17 protein-coding genes are annotated in these 18,937 nt (G+C 69.9%); 10 read left to right on the plus strand and 7 right to left on the minus strand.

The features are described from left to right. The first annotated feature begins 328 nt into the window (after positions 1-328). The 6 genes from LK06_RS14085 to LK06_RS34335 all read left to right on the plus strand — a co-directional run bounded on the left by LK06_RS14085 (position 329) and on the right by LK06_RS34335 (position 8,387). Positions 329-2,752: a SulP family inorganic anion transporter gene (locus LK06_RS14085; RefSeq protein ID WP_052318932.1), complete on the plus strand. Its 2,424-nt coding sequence runs from the start codon at positions 329-331 to the stop codon at positions 2,750-2,752. Between the two features lie 116 nt (positions 2,753-2,868). After that, positions 2,869-4,824: an acetate--CoA ligase gene (gene acs / locus LK06_RS14090; protein WP_039651236.1), complete on the plus strand. Its 1,956-nt coding sequence runs from the start codon at positions 2,869-2,871 to the stop codon at positions 4,822-4,824. Positions 4,825-5,007: 183 nt separating this feature from the next. After that, entirely contained in the window at positions 5,008-6,450 is a 1,443-nt protein-coding gene (nhaA, locus tag LK06_RS14095; RefSeq protein WP_039651238.1) for a Na+/H+ antiporter NhaA, read from the plus strand. Positions 6,451-6,579: 129 nt separating this feature from the next. Next, a complete protein-coding gene (locus LK06_RS14100) occupies positions 6,580-7,068 on the plus strand; it encodes a phage holin family protein (RefSeq protein ID WP_039651240.1) in 489 nt (162 codons plus the stop codon). Then, positions 7,065-8,000: an alpha/beta fold hydrolase gene (locus LK06_RS14105; protein WP_039651242.1), complete on the plus strand. Its 936-nt coding sequence runs from the start codon at positions 7,065-7,067 to the stop codon at positions 7,998-8,000. The genes LK06_RS14100 and LK06_RS14105 overlap by 4 nt, the downstream gene beginning before the upstream one ends. 207 nt (positions 8,001-8,207) lie before the next feature. After that, the gene (locus LK06_RS34335) at positions 8,208-8,387 is read left to right on the plus strand and encodes a hypothetical protein (protein WP_071659065.1); all 180 of its coding nucleotides are present in this window, start codon (positions 8,208-8,210) and stop codon (positions 8,385-8,387) included. 72 nt (positions 8,388-8,459) lie between these two features. On the opposite strand, the gene LK06_RS14115 is transcribed toward LK06_RS34335, so the two are convergent. The 3 genes from LK06_RS14115 to nth all read right to left on the minus strand — a co-directional run bounded on the left by LK06_RS14115 (position 8,460) and on the right by nth (position 11,334). Further along, positions 8,460-9,659 (minus strand): MarP family serine protease, encoded by a 1,200-nt coding sequence (locus LK06_RS14115; protein WP_039651278.1) that lies wholly within the window; start codon positions 9,657-9,659, stop codon positions 8,460-8,462. A 13-nt stretch (positions 9,660-9,672) separates the two neighbouring features. Beyond that, the gene (locus tag LK06_RS14120) at positions 9,673-10,332 is read right to left on the minus strand and encodes an NUDIX hydrolase (protein ID WP_411572770.1); all 660 of its coding nucleotides are present in this window, start codon (positions 10,330-10,332) and stop codon (positions 9,673-9,675) included. A gap of 165 nt (positions 10,333-10,497) precedes the next feature. Then, on the minus strand, positions 10,498-11,334 hold the full coding sequence (nth, locus tag LK06_RS14125; protein WP_039651243.1) for an endonuclease III: 837 nt from the start codon (positions 11,332-11,334) through the stop codon (positions 10,498-10,500). A gap of 655 nt (positions 11,335-11,989) precedes the next feature. Between nth and LK06_RS14130 the strand changes: the two genes are divergently transcribed. Beyond that, positions 11,990-12,664 carry a Crp/Fnr family transcriptional regulator gene (locus LK06_RS14130; protein ID WP_030734182.1) on the plus strand — a complete coding sequence of 225 codons (675 nt, stop codon included), beginning with the start codon at positions 11,990-11,992 and terminating at the stop codon, positions 12,662-12,664. 215 nt (positions 12,665-12,879) lie between these two features. Beyond that, a complete protein-coding gene (locus LK06_RS14135; protein ID WP_043433796.1) occupies positions 12,880-13,704 on the plus strand; it encodes a nucleotidyltransferase domain-containing protein in 825 nt (274 codons plus the stop codon). 175 nt (positions 13,705-13,879) lie between these two features. On the opposite strand, the gene LK06_RS14140 is transcribed toward LK06_RS14135, so the two are convergent. From LK06_RS14140 to sp36, 4 genes are all read right to left on the minus strand, one after another. Further along, positions 13,880-14,710, minus strand: a complete 831-nt coding sequence (locus LK06_RS14140) for an MBL fold metallo-hydrolase (protein ID WP_039651249.1) — start codon at positions 14,708-14,710, stop codon at positions 13,880-13,882. Beyond that, a complete protein-coding gene (locus tag LK06_RS14145) occupies positions 14,707-15,591 on the minus strand; it encodes an NUDIX hydrolase (protein WP_039651251.1) in 885 nt (294 codons plus the stop codon). Before LK06_RS14145 ends, LK06_RS14140 begins: the two co-directional genes overlap by 4 nt. A gap of 69 nt (positions 15,592-15,660) precedes the next feature. Continuing rightward, on the minus strand, positions 15,661-16,125 hold the full coding sequence (locus LK06_RS14150) for a RidA family protein (RefSeq protein ID WP_039651252.1): 465 nt from the start codon (positions 16,123-16,125) through the stop codon (positions 15,661-15,663). Beyond that, positions 16,122-16,283 carry a Sp36 family protein gene (gene sp36 / locus LK06_RS14155; protein WP_071659064.1) on the minus strand — a complete coding sequence of 54 codons (162 nt, stop codon included), beginning with the start codon at positions 16,281-16,283 and terminating at the stop codon, positions 16,122-16,124. Before sp36 ends, LK06_RS14150 begins: the two co-directional genes overlap by 4 nt. A 232-nt stretch (positions 16,284-16,515) precedes the next feature. On the opposite strand from sp36, the gene bagA reads away from it, so the two are divergent. Beyond that, positions 16,516-17,493, plus strand: a complete 978-nt coding sequence (gene bagA, locus LK06_RS14160) for an ATPase BagA (RefSeq protein WP_039651255.1) — start codon at positions 16,516-16,518, stop codon at positions 17,491-17,493. Further along, positions 17,490-18,893: an ATPase BagB gene (bagB, locus tag LK06_RS14165; protein WP_039651257.1), complete on the plus strand. Its 1,404-nt coding sequence runs from the start codon at positions 17,490-17,492 to the stop codon at positions 18,891-18,893. The genes bagA and bagB overlap by 4 nt, the downstream gene beginning before the upstream one ends. Positions 18,894-18,937 lie beyond the last annotated feature (44 nt).

Consider the following 18,937-nt stretch of genomic DNA (forward strand, 5'->3'; position numbering starts at 1 on the left):
CACCTTCTTCCTTCTCTCAGACAAACGCTGACCAGGGTCTTTTCTGGTGATGTGCCGGGCTTGCACCGACAGCGCCGCCAAGGTCGCACGGGACCGAGAAGGAATTAGTACGACAAGCCGATCAAATGCCCACTTCGCCCGCACAGGTGAAGAAATACGCCACTTGCCCCGAAAAGCCTTGCCGCATCTTTACTCTGCATTACGATTCATTTACCGAGCGTTGATTCATCCCGCCACTGCATGCCGTGACCCACGGCCGCGACCGAGCCCGCCCAATGACGCGGGCCCCAACCAGTCCGCGACCGCACCGCCCGGAGGAGACGGGAACATGTCAGCCTGCACGCACCATGACACCCAGCACCCCCATCCATCCCAGCACCCCCATCCACCCCATCCACCCCATCCGCCACACTGTCCCCCGTCAGGGCGACGCCGTCGGTTCTCCGTCGAGGGCGCCGACCTGTCCGCGGCCGTCGCCGTCTTCCTGATCGCCTTGCCGCTGTCCCTCGGCATCGCCCTCGCCACCGGTGCCCCGCTCCAGGCAGGTCTCGTCGCCGCCGCCGTGGGCGGAATCCTGGCCGGCCGGCTCGGAGGCTGCCCGTTGCAGGTCAGCGGCCCCGCCGCCGGACTCACCGTCGTCACCGCCGAGCTGATCCACCGCTACGGTTGGCGGACGACCTGCGGCATCACCGTCCTCGCCGGTCTGGCCCAACTCGCCCTCGGCTCCTTGCGGGTGGCTCGCGGCGCACTCGCGGTCAGCCCGGCCGTGGTGCACGGCATGCTCGCCGGCATCGGCATCACCATCGCCGTCGCCCAACTGCACATCGTCCTCGGCGGCAGCCCGGACAGCTCCGTCCTGGCCAACCTGTGGGGCCTCCCGCGCCAGTTGGCCCACCTGCACCCAGCCGCCGTGTCGATCAGCACGATCACCCTGGCCCTGCTGCTGACCTGGCCACGCCTTCCGGGAAGAGCCGGCCGGTTGCTGGGTCGGGTGCCCGCCGCACTCGTCGCCGTCACCGGGGCAACCTCGACCGCGGCTGTCACCGGCCTGACCCTGCCCCGGGTCGACCTGCCCTCCTGGAGCAGCCACGCCCTGGCCGGGATGCCGGAGGGCCCGGTGCTCGGCATCGCCGCCGCCGTGCTGACCACCACCCTGGTGTGCAGTGTGCAGTCGCTGCTGGGTGCGGTGGCGGTGGACAAGCTTGTCGCCTCCCGCCCCGGCCCGCAGTCTCGTATCGGCCGCTCTGATCTGGACCGGGAACTGCTGGGTCAGGGCGCCGCCAACATCGTCTCCGGGGCGCTCGGCGGACTGCCGGTCGCGGGGGTGGCCGTGCGCAGTACCGCAAATGTGAAATCAGGTGCCGTGAGCCGGAACTCCACGATGCTGCACGGCGTTCTCGTAGTAGTCGCCGCGCTGCTGATGGTCCCGCTCCTGGAGGCGATCCCGCTAGCCTCCCTCGCCGCCCTGGTGATGGCCGTCGGCATCCAGATGGTGTCCCTGCACCACATCCGCACCGTGACCCGCCACCGGGAAGCGCTGGTCTACGCCGCGACCACACTCGGCGTGGTGGTCCTCGGCGTCCTCCAGGGCGTGCTGCTCGGAATCGCCGTGGCCGTCGCCGTCGCCCTGCACCGTCTCGCCCACACCCGCGTCACCCACGAAGTGAAGGAGGGGGTTCATCACGTACATGCCCGAGGCCAGCTGACGTTCCTCGCGGTACCCAGACTGAGCAAAGCCCTGCATCTCGTACCCCAAGGCGGCCACGCCGTCGTGGAGTTGGACGGTTCGTTCATGGACCACGCGGCGTATGAGTCGCTGCAGGACTGGCGCAGCGCCCACACCGCGCGCGGCGGCACGGTCGAGCTATCGGGCCTGCGCGGCGGAATCCGAGCCACCGAGCAGGCCCCGTCCACCGAGTGCCGGTGCCGGCCCTGGACGCCCTGGCGCAACCACCAGTCCTGCTCCGCGGTCGGTCCGACGGCCCCGGGAGGACAGGAAGCAGGCCGTGAACTAGCCCGCGGCATCAGCTCGTTCCAACGGAACACCGCGCCGCTGGTGCGGGAGGAACTGGCACGACTGGCCCAGGAGGGCCAGCGGCCCTCGCACCTCTTCCTCACCTGTGCCGACTCCCGACTCGTCACGTCGATGATCACCGCCAGTGGTCCCGGCGATCTGTTCGTCGTGCGCAACATCGGCAACCTGGTCCCGCTACCGGGTGAGGAGCACGGCGACGACTCGGTGGCTGCCGCCATCGAGTACGCAGTGAACGTGCTCGGGGTGCGCTCCGTCACGGTGTGCGGGCACTCCGGATGCGGGGCGATGCAGGCGCTACTGACCGCGACCGGCAGCGCGAGCACGAACACCCCGCTGCAGCGGTGGCTGCGGCACGGGCTGCCAAGCCTCGCGCGGATGGCCGACGACCGCCGCGCCCGGCCACGGCTGGCCGGGCGGGCACCCGCAGACGCGGTGGAGCACCTGTGCCTGACCAACGTGGTTCAGCAGTTGGACCACCTACGGGCGCACCCCCCGGTCGCCCGGGCACTGGCCAAGGGGGAACTGGAGCTGCACGGGATGTACTTCCACGTGGGCGAGGCGCGGGCATACCTGCTCGCAGAAGCTCCGGGAGACACAGCCTTCGAGGACGTCCTGAGAAGCACCGCCGACGGCAAGGCCGAAGGTGCCACGTGGGGTGCCACCACAAGCAAGGGGGAAGTCGCCGCCGAAGATGAGGAGGCACGCAGTCCGGTGTGAAGCGACCCCCGGCCGGCAGGTCTAAACCAATTTTTCGGTCGACCCTTGTCATCGCCCCCCGCGTCTGATGAGCTGTGGCCTGGGACACAACGGACACCCTTGGAAAGGGAGATGTCGTGAGCAACGAAAGCCTGGCCAACCTGCTCAAGGAAGAACGCAGGTTCGCGCCGCCCGCCGACCTGGCCGCGCACGCCAACGTCACCGCGGACGCGTATGAACAGGCCAAGGCTGACAGGCTCGGCTTCTGGGCCGAGCAGGCCCGCCGACTGGCCTGGGCCAAGGAACCGACCGAAACGCTGGACTGGTCAAACCCACCGTTCGCGCAGTGGTTCAAGGACGGCGAGCTGAACGTCGCGTACAACTGCGTGGACCGCCATGTGGAGGCCGGCCGGGGCGACCGCGTCGCCATCCACTTCGAGGGTGAGCCCGGCGACAGTCGCTCGATCACCTACGCAGAGCTGAAGGACGAGGTCTCCAAGGCCGCTCATGCCCTGCTGGAGCTGGGCGTCCGCAAGGGCGACCGGGTCGCCATCTACATGCCGATGATCCCGGAGACCGCGATCGCGATGCTGGCCTCGGCCAGGATCGGTGCCGCGCACTCGGTCGTCTTCGGCGGCTTCTCGGCGGACGCGCTGGCAACCCGTATCCAGGACGCGGATGCCAAGGTCGTCATCACTTCCGACGGCGGCTACCGGCGCGGCAAGCCGTCCGCCCTCAAGCCGGCCGTGGACGAGGCCGTGGAGAAGGTCGGCAACGTCGAGCACGTACTCGTGGTGCGCCGTACCGGGCAAGAGGTGGCCTTCGACCCCGAGCGGGACGTCTGGTGGCACGAACTGGTCGGCCGGCAGTCCGCCGAGCACACCCCCGAGGCGTTCGAGGCGGAACACCCGCTGTTCATCCTCTACACCTCCGGGACGACGGGGAAGCCCAAGGGCATCCTGCACACCTCCGGTGGCTACCTCACCCAGGCGGCGTACACGCACTGGGCGGTCTTCGACCTCAAGCCGGAGACGGACGTGTACTGGTGCACGGCCGACGTCGGCTGGGTCACTGGCCACTCGTACATCGTGTACGGGCCGCTGGCCAACGGTGCCACCCAGGTCATGTACGAGGGCACCCCGGACACCCCGCACCAGGGCCGGTTCTGGGAGATCGTGCAGAAGTACAAGGTCACGATCCTCTACACCGCGCCGACCGCGATCCGGACGTTCATGAAGTGGGGCGACGACATCCCCGCGAAGTTCGACCTGTCCTCCCTGCGGATCCTGGGGTCCGTGGGAGAGCCCATCAACCCCGAGGCGTGGATCTGGTACCGCAACCACATCGGTGCCGACCGTACGCCCATCGTCGACACCTGGTGGCAGACCGAGACCGGCGCGATGATGATTTCACCGCTGCCCGGCGTGACCGAGACCAAGCCGGGCTCCGCGCAGCGCCCGCTGCCCGGCATCAGTGCGACCGTCGTGGACGACGAGGCGAACGAGGTGCCCAACGGCGGCGGTGGCTACCTGGTGCTGACCGAGCCGTGGCCGTCGATGCTGCGCACCATCTGGGGCGACGACCAGAGGTTCATCGACACCTACTGGTCCCGCTTCGAAGGCAAGTACTTCGCCGGTGACGGCGCGAAGAAGGACGACGACGGGGACATCTGGCTGCTGGGCCGGGTGGACGACGTCATGCTCGTGTCCGGGCACAACATCTCCACCACCGAGGTGGAGTCGGCGCTCGTCTCACACCCGTCGGTCGCCGAGGCGGCCGTCGTCGGCGCTGCCGACGAGACCACGGGCCAGGCGATCGTCGCGTTCGTGATCCTGCGCGGCTCGGCATCGGAGAACGAGGCACTCCTCAGGGGGCTGCGCGACCACGTGGGCGCCACGCTGGGCCCCATCGCCAAGCCCAAGCGAATCCTGCCGGTGGCCGAGCTGCCGAAGACCCGTTCCGGCAAGATCATGCGACGTCTGCTGCGGGACGTCGCCGAGAACCGCCAACTCGGTGACGTCACCACACTGACCGACTCCACCGTCATGGACCTCATCCAGAGCAAGCTCCCGGCCGCGCCGAGCGAGGACTGAGCAAGAGGGACGAGGGGCGGTTCGCTGCACCGAACCGCCCCTTTCGTTCGCCACACTAATTTCCAGCACCAAAATCCGGTAAAGTGGCGATCCCAGGGCGTGCCGGGAAGTCTGGTCGGCAGAGCCGTCGTCGACCCTTGCGACGGCTGAGACGAACCGCTCCACCGACCCGGAGGTCCCGCCGTGGCCGCGCCCCGCACTCCCGCTCCCACCCGCAAGGCCTTCGGACGGCTGTCCCTGCCCGAGCGGACCTTCGTCGCGGACGCGCTGCGCACCGAGACCGTCGGCGGCGTCCTGCTGCTCCTCGCCGCCATCGCGGCACTCATCTGGGCGAACGTCCCAGCCCTGCACCAGAGCTACGAGACGGTCAGCGACTTCCACTTCGGCCCCAGCGCCCTGGGTCTGCACCTCTCCGTCGCCCACTGGGCCGCGGACGGCCTCCTCGCCGTGTTCTTCTTCGTCGCCGGCATCGAACTCAAACGCGAGCTGGTCGCCGGAGACCTGCGCGATCCGAAGGCGGCCGTGCTGCCCGTGGTGGCGGCGCTGTGCGGCATGGTCGTACCAGCGCTGGTCTACGTCTTGACCAACGTCATCGGGGGCGGCTCCACCCAGGGCTGGGCCGTACCCACTGCCACCGACATCGCCTTCGCGCTCGCCGTCCTCGCAGTCATCGGCACCTCACTGCCCAGCGCGCTGCGCGCCTTCCTGCTCACCCTCGCCGTCGTCGACGACCTCTTCGCGATCCTGATCATCGCGGTCTTCTTCACGGAGCAGCTGAACTTCGTCGCGCTCGGCGGGGCCGCCGCCGGCCTCGCCCTCTTCTGGCTGCTGCTGCACAAGGGCGTGCGCGGCTGGTACGTGTACGTGCCGCTCGCCCTGGTGATCTGGGCGCTGATGTACAACAGCGGGGTGCACGCCACCATCGCCGGTGTGGCGATGGGTCTGATGCTGCGCTGCACCACCCGCGAGGGCGAGAAGCAGTCGCCCGGGGAGCACGTCGAGCACCTGGTACGGCCCCTGTCCGCCGGGCTCGCCGTCCCGCTGTTCGCGCTGTTCAACGCCGGGGTGTCCATCTCCGCAGGATCGCTTGGGGACGTGTTCGGCAAGCCTGAGACACTCGGAGTGGTCCTCGGTCTGGTCGTCGGCAAGACGGTCGGCATCTTCGGCGGCACCTGGTTCACCGTCCGCTTCACCCGTGCCTCCCTCAGCGACGACCTCGCCTGGGCCGACGTCTTCGCGGTCGCCTGTCTGGCCGGGATCGGCTTCACGGTCTCGCTACTCATCGGCGAACTGGCCTTCGCCGGCAACGCGGTCCTCACCGACGAGGTAAAGACCGCGGTCCTGATGGGATCCCTGATCGCTGCCGTGTGCGCGACGGTGCTGCTGAAGATACGCAACACCAAGTACCGCCGACTGTGCGAGGAGGAGGAGCGAGACGAAGACCTCGACGGCATACCCGACGTGTACGAACAGGACAACCCGGCGTACCACCTGCGCATGGCCGAGATCCACGACCGCAAGGCCGCAGAACACCGACGCATCGCCGCCGAGCAGGAGGCCGCCGCGCGCCACGGGCTTGCGGAAGTGCCAGGCGGGGCAGGCGAGGAGGGCGACCGTCCGGCATGATCTGACGAGACGGTACAAAACAAGACGGCCATCCGAGCAGGACTGCCGCCCGACGGGACCCCGCGCGAGCACGGCGGCCACTCGGGACGGCACACTTGCGGCACGAGAAGACCTCAGAGGGAGAACGCGATGAGCGCACCCGACGGCAGCCCGGTCGGCGCCGAACGCAGCATCGGACAGCTGTTCGCCTCGGCGACGACCGAATTGTCAGCGCTGGTGCACGACGAGATCGCACTGGCCAAGGCCCAGCTCAAACAGGATGTGAAACGCGGCGCGGTGAGCGGTGGCGCGTTCACGGTGGCGGGCGCGGTCCTGGTGTTCTCCCTGCCGATGCTCAACTTCGCCCTCGCCTACGGCATCCGCACCTGGAGCGGCTGGAACCTGGCGATCTGCTTCCTGCTGTCCTTCCTCGCCAACGTGCTGGTGACGGTGCTTCTCACACTGGTCGGCGTGGCGTTCGCGAAGAAGGCCAAGAAGGGCCAGGGCCCGCAGAAGGTGGCGGCCTCGGTGAAGGAGACGGCGAGCGTTCTGCAGAACGCCAAGCCGCATCCGCGCCCGGAACTGCCCGAGGGCCGGGCCCCCGAGGCCATCGAGGCTGTGGCACGCTCATCGTCATGACGGACCCCGCCGCTTCTTCGGTCGTACGGATCGACCTCCCGCACGGGCACCGGGTGACCCACCGGGACGTCGCCGCGAATGGCGCCCGCTTCCACATCGCCGAACTCGGTGACGGCCCCCTGGTGCTGCTGCTCCACGGCTTCCCGCAGTTCTGGTGGACCTGGCGGCACCAATTGGTCGCACTGGCGGACGCCGGCTACCGGGCGGTCGCCATGGACCTGCGCGGCGTCGGCGGCAGCGACCGCACGCCCCGCGGGTATGACCCCGCAAACCTCGCCCTGGACGTCACGGGCGTGATCCGCTCGCTCGGCGAGCCGGACGCGGCCCTGGTCGGCCACGACCTCGGCGGTTATCTGGCCTGGACGACGGCGGCCATGCGTCCCAAGCTCGTCCGGCGACTGGCCGTGGTGTCGATGCCACACCCCAGGCGCTGGCGGGCGGCGATGCTGCGGGACGCCCGGCAGACGGCCGCCAACTCCTACATCTGGGGATTCCAGCGGCCGTGGCTTCCGGAACGTCAACTCACCGCAGATGGCGCCGAACTGGTGGGACGTCTGATCCAGGACTGGTCCGGGCCTCGGACGCCTGAGGACGAGACCGTGCAGATGTACCGGCGGGCCATGTGCATTCCGTCCACGGCGCACTGCGCCATCGAACCGTACCGCTGGCTGGTGCGGTCACTGGCCCGCCCGGACGGCATCCAGTTCTACCGCCGGATGAAACGGCCGGTGCGGGTGCCCACGTTGCATCTGCACGGCTCGCTTGACCCGGTGACGCGCACACGCAGCGCGGCCGGTTCGGGCGAGTACGTCGAAGCCCCGTACCGCTGGCGGCTGTTCGACGGCCTCGGCCACTTCCCGCACGAGGAGGACCCGGTGGTGTTCTCCACCGAGCTGATCAACTGGCTGAAGGATGCCGAACCCGACCGGTGACCGCACCCGACCAGCAGCCGAGCGGCACCCCGGCCGAGTGGGACCAACGGCCGAGCGGAGTCGGTAACCTCACCGTGACGGACTCCGTGCATGGTGTATCCGGATCCTGAACACGTGTCCCCCGAACGGCCACATGCCTACCGCATACGCCAATTGAGGGGGCGCGCAGGAGGTTATCGACCTTGGGGCAGGGGCAGACGTCGAGGTATGGGCTGGACGCACGACCACAGTGACGCACCCCGCAACCGCCGCTCGGCCGCTGGCCTGAGCACGCCTCAGCGAGGCACCCCGCACCTCGCGGAAGCGGACCTCCGGGTGGGGATTCCGCGCATCCTGCGTCGCCGGGCGCGCTGGGTCTCGATGCGTCTACGCCACCCGCGCAGCTAAACCCGCGCCCGGCATCCAAGGACGCTCCCACGCGGTGCTCTCGCAGGGCACCCCAGAGGTCCGCAGGAACCCCTACAGGGCGCAGCTGTCCGTACCCACTTGCTCGTTCGCCGTACGTCCCCGGTTGATGTCGGGCCGGATCTCGTCCACCGTCAGGGCGTAGCCGGTGTTGGCGTCGTCACGCGACTTCGCGAACACCACGCCATACACCTTGCCGTCGGGTGTGAGCAGCGGGCCACCGGAGTTGCCCTTCCGTACGATCGCGTAGAGCGAGTAGACGTCACGGCTGACGGTGCCGCGGTGGTAGATGTCCGCACCATTGGCCGTCATACGCCCGCGCACGCGCGCGGCGCGCACGTCGTACGAGCCGTTCTCCGGGAAACCCGCGACGATCGCGCCGTTCCCTCCGGCCGCGTCCCGCCCGGAGAACCTGAGCGCGGTCGCCTTCAGGTCCGGTACGTCGAGGACGGCGATGTCGCGCTTCCAGTCGTACAGGACGACCTTCGCGTCGTATGTGCGGCCCTTGCCGCCTATCTGCACGGTCGGCGCGTCCACACCGCCGACGACATGTGCATTGGTCATGACACGGCGATCGGCGAAAACGAAGCCGGTGCCCTCCAGCACCTTGCCGCAGCTCTGCGCGGTCCCGGTCACCTTGACGATGGAACGCTGGGCCAGGCTGGCGATCGGACTGCTCGCGAGAGCCGGGTCCGGGGGCTGGACATCCTTGATCGGCTCGTTGACGAAGGGGCTGAAGACCTGCGGGAAACCGTTCTGCGCAAGGACGGCGGAGAAGTCCGCGAACCAGGTGCCGGCTTGAGCGGGTAGCACCCGGGAGACGCCGAGGAGCACCTTGGAGTCGCGCACTTCCTTGCTGAGCGTGGGCAGAGTGGTGCCGGCCAACGCGGAGCCGATCAGGAAGGCGACCAGCAGCATCGCGACGACATTGACGAGCGCGCCACCGGTGGCGTCCAGGGCACGGGCCGGGGACCAGGTGATGTACCGGCGCAGTTTGTTGCCGAGGTGGGTGGTCAGGGCCTGGCCGACGGAGGCGCACACGATGATGACGACGACGGCCACGACGGCCGCGGTGGTACCGACGTCCGCGTTGTCGGTCACTGCCCCCCAGATGACGGGCAGCGCGTACACGGCGGCGAGGCCGCCGCCCAGGAACCCGATCACCGACAGGATGCCGACGACGAAGCCCTGGCGGTAGCCCACCACCGCGAACCACACGGCCGCGACCAGCAACAGGATGTCCAGCACGTTCACGTACGACACCCTGTCATGAGCGCAAGCCGAGCGGGACCTGCTTGTCTCTGTCCCATGGACGTTCCCAGCCGGCGAAATGCAGCAGGCGGTCGATCACCCCGGCCGTGAAGCCCCACACCAGGGCCGATTCGACCAGGAATGCCGGGCCTTGGTGCCCGCTGGGATGCACGGTGGTGGCCCGGTTGTCGGGGTCCGTGAGATCTGCCACGGGGACGGTGAACACGCGCGCGGTCTCGTTCGGATCGACGACGCCGACCGGGCTGGGTTTGCGCCACCAGCCCAGCACTGACGTGACGACGAAGCCGCTGACCGGGATGTAGAGGGCGGGCAGGACACCGAAGAGCTGCACACCGGTCGGATCGAGGCCGGTCTCCTCCTCGGCCTCGCGCAGTGCGGCTCGCAGCGGCCCGTCGCCCCGCGGGTCACCGTCCTCCGGATCAAGCGCCCCGCCCGGGAAGGACGGTTGCCCGGCGTGCGAGCGCAGAGAACCTGAGCGCTCCATCAAGAGCAGCTCAGGGCCACGCTCGCCCTCACCGAAGAGGATCAGCACGGCGGACTGCCGCCCCGAGCCGTTGTCCGGCGGCAGAAAGCGGCTGAGCTGCAAGGGCTCGACCGTCTCGGCAGCCCGCGCCACCGGGTCCAGCCAGTCCGGCAGCCCAGCTCTGCTCAGCATCACCGAGCCACCCCGTGTTTCACCGGGTCTCGCCCGACCGGCCATCGGCCCGCTGTTGCTCGCCCCGATCTCGCGATTCCTCGTCTCGCTGTCCCTCGTCATCGCCGCCCCGTCGCTCCCCCTCGATCCGCCTGTCCCACGCCCGAGCGCCCCGCGATCGTTCCGTTACGCGACCCCCAGTGGCGGCGCCGGCCTGCCGCCCGCGTCGAGGTAGGCCTGCGGGGGCTTGAGCCGCTGGCCGGGAAAGCCGCCCTTCTCGTACTTCAGGAGCTTCTTCGCCTTCTCCGGATCGGTCTCGCCCTCGCCGTAGGCCGGACAGAGCGGGGCGATGGGGCAGGCACCGCAGGCGGGCCTGCGGGCGTGGCAGATACGGCGGCCGTGCCAGATCACGTGATGGGACAGATCGGTCCACGCACTCTTCGGGAACAGCGAGCCGACGGCGGCCTCGATCTTGTCCGGCTCGGTCTCCTCGGTCCACTTCCAGCGCCGCACCAACCGCTGGAAGTGCGTGTCCACAGTGATCCCGGGCCGCCCGAAAGCGTTACCGAGGACGACGAAGGCGGTCTTGCGGCCGACACCGGGCAGCTTGACCAGTTCCTCCAGCTTCCCCGGCACCTCACCGCGGAAGTCCTCCACGAGCGCCTTGGACAACCCTATGACCGACCTGGTCTTGGCCCGGAAGAAGCCACAGGGGCGCAAGATCTCCTCGACCTCCTCCGGGTTGGCCGCGGCCAGGTCCTCGGGAACCGGGAACCTGGCGAAGAGCGCCGGAGTGGTCTGGTTGACGCGCAGGTCGGTGGTCTGGGCCGACAGGACGGTAGCGACCAGCAGTTGGAAGGGGTTCTCGAAGTCCAGTTCGGGGTGGGCGTACGGGTACACCTCGGCGAGTTCACGGTTGATCTTGCGTGCTCGGCGTACGAGCGCCGTCCGCGACTCGGGCTTCCACGGCTTCACGGCCTTGGGCACCGCCGTGACCGCCTTGCGCACCTTGCTCACTGCCATGCACGAAGGCTACGCCGACCGATCGGGCGCTGGTGGCCGATCACCAGGACGCGGGGCCGCACGGCACTGCGGGGCCCGACCCACAGGGCTGGGCGAGGTCCTGCGGCTTCCGCCCGAGGGGTCACACGGCCGATACGGCCCCGCCGGACCGGCGCGCAACCGTACGGCGCGGCGCCCGCGTAGCCCCACACAGGCGGCTTCGTGGAGGCCCGCCGGGCTGAACACGGTCCGGAGCCGGCGGACGACGGGTGCCCCGACGAACGCCGGCCCGCCGGCCCCGGCCGGGTCCGAGGCGAGCGGGACAGGTCTCCGCGCGGCCACCCGCCCCAATTCGCCCGATTTATCGCACACCCGGGATGCTGTTCGCCCACAGCGGAATCGTTGGTTGCGGCCACGCGGACGGTCCCGGACCACCGTCTCCGCCGGTGTCCTACCGGCGATTTGGGCCTCCGGCGATCCCCGGGTCCGGCGGCTGCCGCCGCTGCGGACCCGGAAGAACAGTCCCCGATTGGACCCCTGACGCTTACCTCGGGACACCTGTGCGGCATCCTTGTGACAGATCACACTGTTTGGACCGTCCGGCAAAATGGGGAACACGGTCCCCTGGCACACGGGGGAGCAAGATCCCCTGAGCAGGTCGACAAGGAGAGAACTCGTGGACGACGTTCTGCGGCGCAACCCGCTCTTCGCGGCACTCGACGACGAGCAGGCCGCGGAGCTCCGCGCCTCCATGAGCGAGGTGACCCTCGCGCGTGGCGACTCCCTGTTCCACGAGGGCGACCCCGGTGACCGGCTGTACGTCGTCACCGAGGGCAAGGTGAAGCTGCACCGCACCTCGCCCGACGGCCGCGAGAACATGCTCGCCGTCGTCGGCCCCGGTGAGCTGATCGGCGAGCTGTCGCTGTTCGACCCGGGCCCGCGTACCGCGACCGCGACCGCGCTGACCGAGGTCAAGCTGCTGGGCCTGGGCCACGGCGACCTCCAGCCCTGGCTGAACGTCCGGCCCGAGGTGGCCGGCGCCCTGCTGCGTGCCGTCGCCCGCCGACTGCGCAAGACCAATGACGCCATGTCCGACCTGGTCTTCTCCGATGTCCCCGGCCGTGTGGCGCGCGCGCTGCTGGACCTGTCCCGCCGCTTCGGCGTGCAGTCCGAGGAGGGCATCCACGTCGTCCACGACCTCACCCAGGAAGAGCTGGCCCAGTTGGTCGGCGCCTCTCGCGAGACCGTGAACAAGGCTCTGGCGGACTTCGCCCAGCGCGGATGGCTTCGCCTGGAGGCGCGAGCCGTGATCCTGTTGGACGTGGAAAGGCTGGCGAAGCGTTCGCGTTGAGGTTTCCGGGGGCTGCTGCCCCCGCACCTGCGCGCACGGCCTCGTTCCCAAAACGGCTGCGTTCCGCCAAACGGCCTCGTTCCCGAGGTGACTGCGTGCCCCAAACGGCTGCGTTCCCGAGGTGGCTGCGTTCCTGCGTGCAGCAACCCCCGATGGGTTCCGCTCCCCGGCGTCCTCGATGGCTCCGGACCTGCGCGGACAGGCATAGTGCAGCCATGGCTGAAACGATCCGCCCCACAGGTCTCGATGCTCAGGGCTTCATGGAGCGCGAAGGTTCCCTCGCGCGCGTGGCGGACGCCTTTCGCCCGGCCGTGGCCGCGGCCCGCGACCGGCTCCTGGACGTCTTCGGGGGACGGCTGCACAGCGCATACCTGTACGGGTCGATTCCGCGTGGTACCGCGCGCGTGGGGCGCAGCGACCTGGATCTGCTGGTCGCGCTCCGGGAGGAGCCGACCGGCGCTGACCGGGACGCCGTCCTGTCGCTCAGTGCGGCGGTCGACGGCGAGTTCCCGCAGGTCGACGGCGTCGGCACACTGCTGTACGGCAAGGAGCGGCTGCTGAGCGACCTGGAGCGCCACGACCTCGGCTGGTTCGTCGCCTGCCTGTGCACCCCGCTGCTCGGCGACGACCTCGCCGCCCAGCTCCCCCGCTACCGTCCCGATTCCCTGCTCGCCCGCGAGACCAACGGCGACCTCGCCCGGTGGCTGCCGCACTGGCGGGAGCGGATCAGCGCGGCCGAGGACACCGAGGAGGCCCGCCGTCCGCTGGTGCGCTTCCTGTCCCGGCACCTCGTCCGCACCGGCTTCACGCTCGTGATGCCCCGCTGGCAGGGATGGACCAGCGACCTGCGGGAGATGGCCGAGGTGTTCGCCGCCTTCTACCCGCAGCGGGGCGCACAGCTGCGCAGGGCGGCGGAGCACGGCTACGAGCCGGTCGGCGACTCCGACGTGCTGCGCACGTACACCGATGACCTGGGCCCGTGGCTCGCCACGGAGTACGCACGCGTCCACGGTGTGAAGGCCCCTCGCCCGGAGGACTAGGCCGCGGCACTGGACACGCGGCGCTGGCGCTGCGTCGCTCAGGCTGGACCGGCCAGGCCGGGATCGGCCAACGCCCCATCCGCCTCGCCCGGCCGACCGGTCCTGATGCCGAGCCTGCCCGGGCACGCCCGCGACTGACCGGACCGAGCCCGTCGGCCGGGCCCACGCAACCGGGTCAGATCAGCCCGTGCTCACCCAGATACTCCAGCTGGGCCCGCACCGACAGTTCCGCCGCCGGCCACAACGAGCGGTCCACATCGGCATACACGTGTGCCACGACCTCGACCGGGGTACGGTAGCCGTCCTCCACGGCCGTCTCGATCTGGGCGAGGCGGTGCGCGCGATGGGCGAGGTAGAACTCCACGGCACCCTGGGCGTCCTCCAGGACCGGCCCGTGGCCCGGCAGGACCGTGTGCACCCCGTCGTCCACCGTGAGGGACCTCAGACGGCGTAGGGAGTCCAGGTAGTCACCGAGCCGCCCGTCGGGGTGCGCCACGACCGTCGTACCGCGCCCCAGTACGGTGTCGCCGGTCAGCACGGCCCGGTCGGCAGGCAGGTGGAAGCACAGGGAGTCCGCGGTGTGCCCGGGGGTCGGTACGACCCTCAGTTCCAGGCCGTCCACGGTGATCACGTCCCCGGCTGCCAGGCCTTCGTCGCCGAGCCGCAGTGCCGGATCGAGCGCGCGCACCGGTGTGCCGGTCAGTTCCGCGAAGCGGGTGGCGCCCTCGGCGTGGTCCGGGTGACCGTGGGTGAGCAGGGTCAGGGCTATCCGTCTACCGCCCTTCTCGACCGTTTCCACGACATTGCGCAGGTGCCCGTCGTCCAGCGGCCCCGGGTCGATCACCACGGCCAGGTCGGAGTCGGGCTCGGCGACGATCCAGGTGTTGGTGCCGTCCAGGGTCATCGCGGAGGGATTGGGCGCGAGGACGTTGACGGCCCGCTCGGTCGCCGGGCCCGAGAGGACTCCGCCCCGGGGCTGACCCGGCAGAGCTGCTGCGTCGGTCATGCGGGGCCTCCCGCGGACGGGGTCTGCGCGGTCGGGACGTGCTGGGTGAACTCGTCGTGCCCCGGCCAGGACAGCACGATCTCGCCGTCCTGGAGACGGGCGCTGGCCAGCACCGGCGTCATGTCGCGCGCGGGCGCCGCGGCGAGCGCCGCGGCGGCGGTACCGTACGGGAGCAGCTGGCGCAGGGTGGCGATGGTGGGCGGCATCATCAGCAGCTCGCCCGCGTCGTAGCCGGCGGCGGCCTCTGCGGGGCGGATCCACACCGTACGGTCGGCCTCCGTGGAGGCGTTCCGAGTACGTTGTCCTGCGGGGAGGGCTGCCACGAAGAACCAGGTGTCGTAGCGGCGGGCCTCGAACTCCGGGGTGATCCAGCGGGTCCAGGCGCCCAACAGGTCCGAGCGCAGCACCAGGCCGCGCCGGTCCAGGAACTCGGCGAACGACAGCTCACGCGCAACCAGGGCGGCCCGGTCGGCCTCCCAGTCCGTGCCGGTGGTGTCGCCGATCACCGAGTCAGCGTCGGGCCCGGCGAGCAGCACGCCCGCCTCCTCGTACGTCTCCCGCACGGCCGCGCAGACGACCGCCTGGGCGCCCGTCTCGTCGACGCCGAGACGGTCCGCCCACCACGCGCGCGGGGGACCCGCCCAGCGGACGCGGCGGTCGTCGTCGCGCGGGTCGACACCACCACCGGGATACGCGTACGCGCCCCCGGCGAAGGCCATGGAAGCGCGCCTGCGCAGCATGTGGACGACCGGGCCGGACTCGGTGTCCTTCAGCAGCAGCACCGTGGCCGCGCGCCGGGGGGACACCGGGGTGAGGGTGCCGTCCGCGAGCGCGCGGATGCGGTCCGGCCACTCAGGGGGATACCACTGCCCATTCGCCATGGCCGGAGGCTATCCCGTACCGGGCGAATGTTCGAGAGGTGCCCGAGGTCAAAGGCCCGTCGGGCGGGCCTACGGAACCAGCTCGACCTGGATCTCGATCTCCACCGGCGCGTCCAGCGGCAGCACTGCGACGCCGACCGCGCTGCGGGCGTGCACGCCCTTGTCGCCGAGGACCTCGCCGAGCAGTTCGCTAGCGCCGTTGACGACACCGGGCTGCCCGGTGAAGTCGGACGCCGAGGCGACGAAGCCCACGACCTTCACCACGCGTGCGATGCGGTCCAGGTCTCCGACGACGGACTTCACGGCGGCCAGCGCGTTCAGCGCGCAGGTGCGGGCCAGCTCCTTGGCCTCCTCCGGGGTGACCTCGGCGCCGACCTTGCCGGTGACCGGCAGCTTGCCCTCCACCATCGGCAGCTGACCGGCGGTGTACACATAGGCACCGGACTGCACGGCCGGCTGGTAGGCGGCCAGCGGTGGTACCACCTCCGGCAGCGCCAGACCCAGTCCGGCCAGCTTGGCCTCGATCGCGCTCATGCCTGCTTCTCCCGCTTCAGGTAGGCCACGAGCTGTTCGGGGTCGTTGGGCCCGGGCACGACCTGGACGAGTTCCCAGCCGTCCTCACCCCAGTTGTCCAGAATCTGCTTCGTCGCGTGGACGAGCAGCGGCACGGTTGCGTATTCCCACTTGGTCATATGGGCGACTGTAGCCGCTGCGCCCCCTGGGGCAGGCGGCCGACCACGGGCGCTACCGTCCACGGTGGACGGTGCCGCCCCGCACAGGGACCTGCACCGCCCCGCACAGGATGGTGGCGCCCCCGGTCGCAGCAGACGGCCGCCACGTTTTCACCGAAGATGTGAGCGACCCAAGCGCCGTTATCCACAGCCTCCCGCGTGACCGTCGGCCTGACTGGTTAGTCTCGAAGGCGTGAGCAGGCTCCAGGTCGTCAGCGGCAAGGGCGGGACCGGAAAGACGACGGTCGCCGCCGCCCTCGCGCTGGCCCTCGCGACCGAGGGGAAGCGGACGCTTCTCGTGGAAGTCGAGGGCCGGCAGGGCATCGCACAGCTCTTCGAAACCGAGGCGCTGCCCTACGAGGAGCGGAAGATCGCCGTCGCTCCCGGGGGCGGCGAGGTGTACGCACTGGCCATCGATCCCGAACGGGCCCTTCTGGACTACCTCCAGATGTTCTACAAACTGGGCGGCGCGGGCCGGGCCCTGAAGAAGCTCGGCGCGATCGACTTCGCCACCACCATCGCGCCCGGTCTCAGAGACGTCCTGCTGACCGGTAAGGCGTGCGAAGCGGTGCGCCGCAAGGACCGGTCCGGCACGTTCACGTACGACTACGTCGTCATGGACGCCCCGCCGACCGGCCGCGTCACCCGCTTCCTGAACGTCAACGACGAGGTGGCGGGCCTGGCGAAGATCGGCCCGATACACAATCAGGCTCAGGCGGTGATGCGGGTGCTGAAGTCGCCGGAGACGGCCGTGCACCTGGTGACGCTGCTGGAGGAAATGCCGGTACAGGAGACGGCCGACGGCATCGCCGAACTCCGAGCGGCGCGGCTGCCGGTGGGCCGGGTCATCGTGAACATGGTCCGGCCGCAGGCACTGGACGCGACTGATCTGGAACTCGTACGAACCATCGAGCGTTCCTCGATCGCCCGGGCCCTTTCGTCCGCCGGGCTCGGCGGCGCACGGCGGGGTGGGAACGCGGAGAAGCTGGTGGATCCGCTGCTACGGCAGGCCGCGGAGTACGCCGAGCGGTATGCGCTGGAGCGAGAACAGCGCGCGGCCCTCGGCGAGCTGGGACTGCCGTTGGGTGAACTGCCGCAGCTCACCGAGGGCATGGACCTGGCGGGCCTGTACGAACTCGCCACCGAGCTGCGGAAGCAGGGGTTGTCATGAGTCCGGACCCGGCCAAAGCGCTGGAATCAGCCCGTCATCTTTCCCCCGCGCGCGTGCTCGACGTCGACCTGCTGCTGGACGACCCGGGGACGCGGATCGTGGTGTGCTGCGGCTCGGGCGGGGTCGGCAAGACGACAACCGCGGCGGCCCTCGGCCTGCGGGCGGCCGAGCGGGGCCGCAAGGTGGTCGTCCTGACCATCGACCCGGCCAAGCGGCTGGCCCAGTCGATGGGTATCGACTCACTCGACAATGTGCCGCGCCGGGTGAAGGGCACCGACGGCGACGGCGAACTCCACGCCATGATGCTCGATATGAAGCGCACCTTCGACGAGGTCGTGGAGGCGCACGCGGACCACGAGAGGGCGGCCGCGATCCTTGCGAACCCCTTCTACCAGTCGCTCTCTGCGGGCTTCGCGGGCACGCAGGAATACATGGCGATGGAGAAGCTCGGCCAGCTGCGGGCGAAGGAGGAGTGGGACCTGATCGTGGTCGACACCCCGCCGTCCCGCTCGGCGCTGGACTTCCTGGACGCGCCCAAGCGGCTCGGCTCCTTCCTGGACGGCCGTCTGATCCGTCTGCTCACCGCACCCGCCAAGCTGGGTGGACGCGCCGGCATGAAATTCCTGAACGTCGGCATGTCGATGATGACCGGCACGCTGGGCAAGCTGCTGGGCGGTCAGCTGCTGAAGGACGTGCAGACGTTCGTGGCCGCGATGGACACCACGTTCGGCGGATTCCGCACGCGCGCGGACGCCACGTACAGACTGCTCCAGGCGCCGGGTACGGCCTTCCTGGTGGTGGCGGCCCCGGAGCGGGACGCGCTGCGCGAGGCCGCGTACTTCGTGGAGCGGCTGGCCGAGGAGGACATGCCCCTGGTCGGCCTGGTGTTGAACCGGGTCCACGGCAGTGAAGCCGACCGGCTGTCCGCCGAACGGGCGCTCGCCGCCGCGGAAAATCTTGAGGACCCTCGCATTGTGGATCAAGGGGAAGGGAAAGCTGGACTCCGTAACTCTCCCGACACGTATGGCAGTTCACGCACTCCCGCGCCTGAGAGCACAACCGGCGGTACCCCGACCGCTGGACCCACGACCGGTGGAACGACGACAGAAAGCACAACCGGTGGCACAGCGACCGGTGAGACCACTCCTGAGGAAGGCTCCCCCGCCGACGCGACGCGTTCCGTCGACCAGCTCACCGCAGGCCTGCTGAGGCTGCATGCCGAGCGCATGCAGCTGCTCTCCCGTGAGCAGCGCACGCGTGATCGTTTCACCGCCCGCCACCCCGAGGTGGCGGTGGTAGACGTCCCCGCGCTGCCCGGCGACGTGCACGACCTCGCGGGCCTACGTGACATCGGCAACCAGCTGGCAGCAGGCGCGGCGGGACGGGCGGAACCGTCCTAGCGCGCACAGCCGGCATGCCCGGTGAGCCGGCGGCTGCCAGCAAC

Origin of the sequence: Streptomyces pluripotens, assembly GCF_000802245.2 — a bacterium.
Lineage (GTDB): Bacteria > Actinomycetota > Actinomycetes > Streptomycetales > Streptomycetaceae > Streptomyces > Streptomyces pluripotens.

Bases quoted from the DNA above. Each gene is read 5' to 3' on its own strand.
- bagB (WP_039651257.1), top strand. From the start codon at position 17,490: ATGAGTCCGGACCCGGCCAAAGCGCTGGAATCAGCCCGTCATCTTTCC.
- LK06_RS14145 (WP_039651251.1), bottom strand. From the start codon at position 15,591: ATGGCGAATGGGCAGTGGTATCCCCCTGAGTGGCCGGACCGCATCCGC.
- LK06_RS14135 (WP_043433796.1), top strand. From the start codon at position 12,880: ATGGCTGAAACGATCCGCCCCACAGGTCTCGATGCTCAGGGCTTCATG.
- LK06_RS14085 (WP_052318932.1), top strand. From the start codon at position 329: ATGTCAGCCTGCACGCACCATGACACCCAGCACCCCCATCCATCCCAG.
- nth (WP_039651243.1), bottom strand. From the start codon at position 11,334: ATGGCAGTGAGCAAGGTGCGCAAGGCGGTCACGGCGGTGCCCAAGGCC.
- LK06_RS14100 (WP_039651240.1), top strand. From the start codon at position 6,580: ATGAGCGCACCCGACGGCAGCCCGGTCGGCGCCGAACGCAGCATCGGA.
- sp36 (WP_071659064.1), bottom strand. From the start codon at position 16,283: ATGACCAAGTGGGAATACGCAACCGTGCCGCTGCTCGTCCACGCGACG.
- LK06_RS14140 (WP_039651249.1), bottom strand. From the start codon at position 14,710: ATGACCGACGCAGCAGCTCTGCCGGGTCAGCCCCGGGGCGGAGTCCTC.
- LK06_RS34335 (WP_071659065.1), top strand. From the start codon at position 8,208: ATGGGCTGGACGCACGACCACAGTGACGCACCCCGCAACCGCCGCTCG.
- LK06_RS14150 (WP_039651252.1), bottom strand. From the start codon at position 16,125: ATGAGCGCGATCGAGGCCAAGCTGGCCGGACTGGGTCTGGCGCTGCCG.
- LK06_RS14105 (WP_039651242.1), top strand. From the start codon at position 7,065: ATGACGGACCCCGCCGCTTCTTCGGTCGTACGGATCGACCTCCCGCAC.
- LK06_RS14120 (WP_411572770.1), bottom strand. From the start codon at position 10,332: ATGCTGAGCAGAGCTGGGCTGCCGGACTGGCTGGACCCGGTGGCGCGG.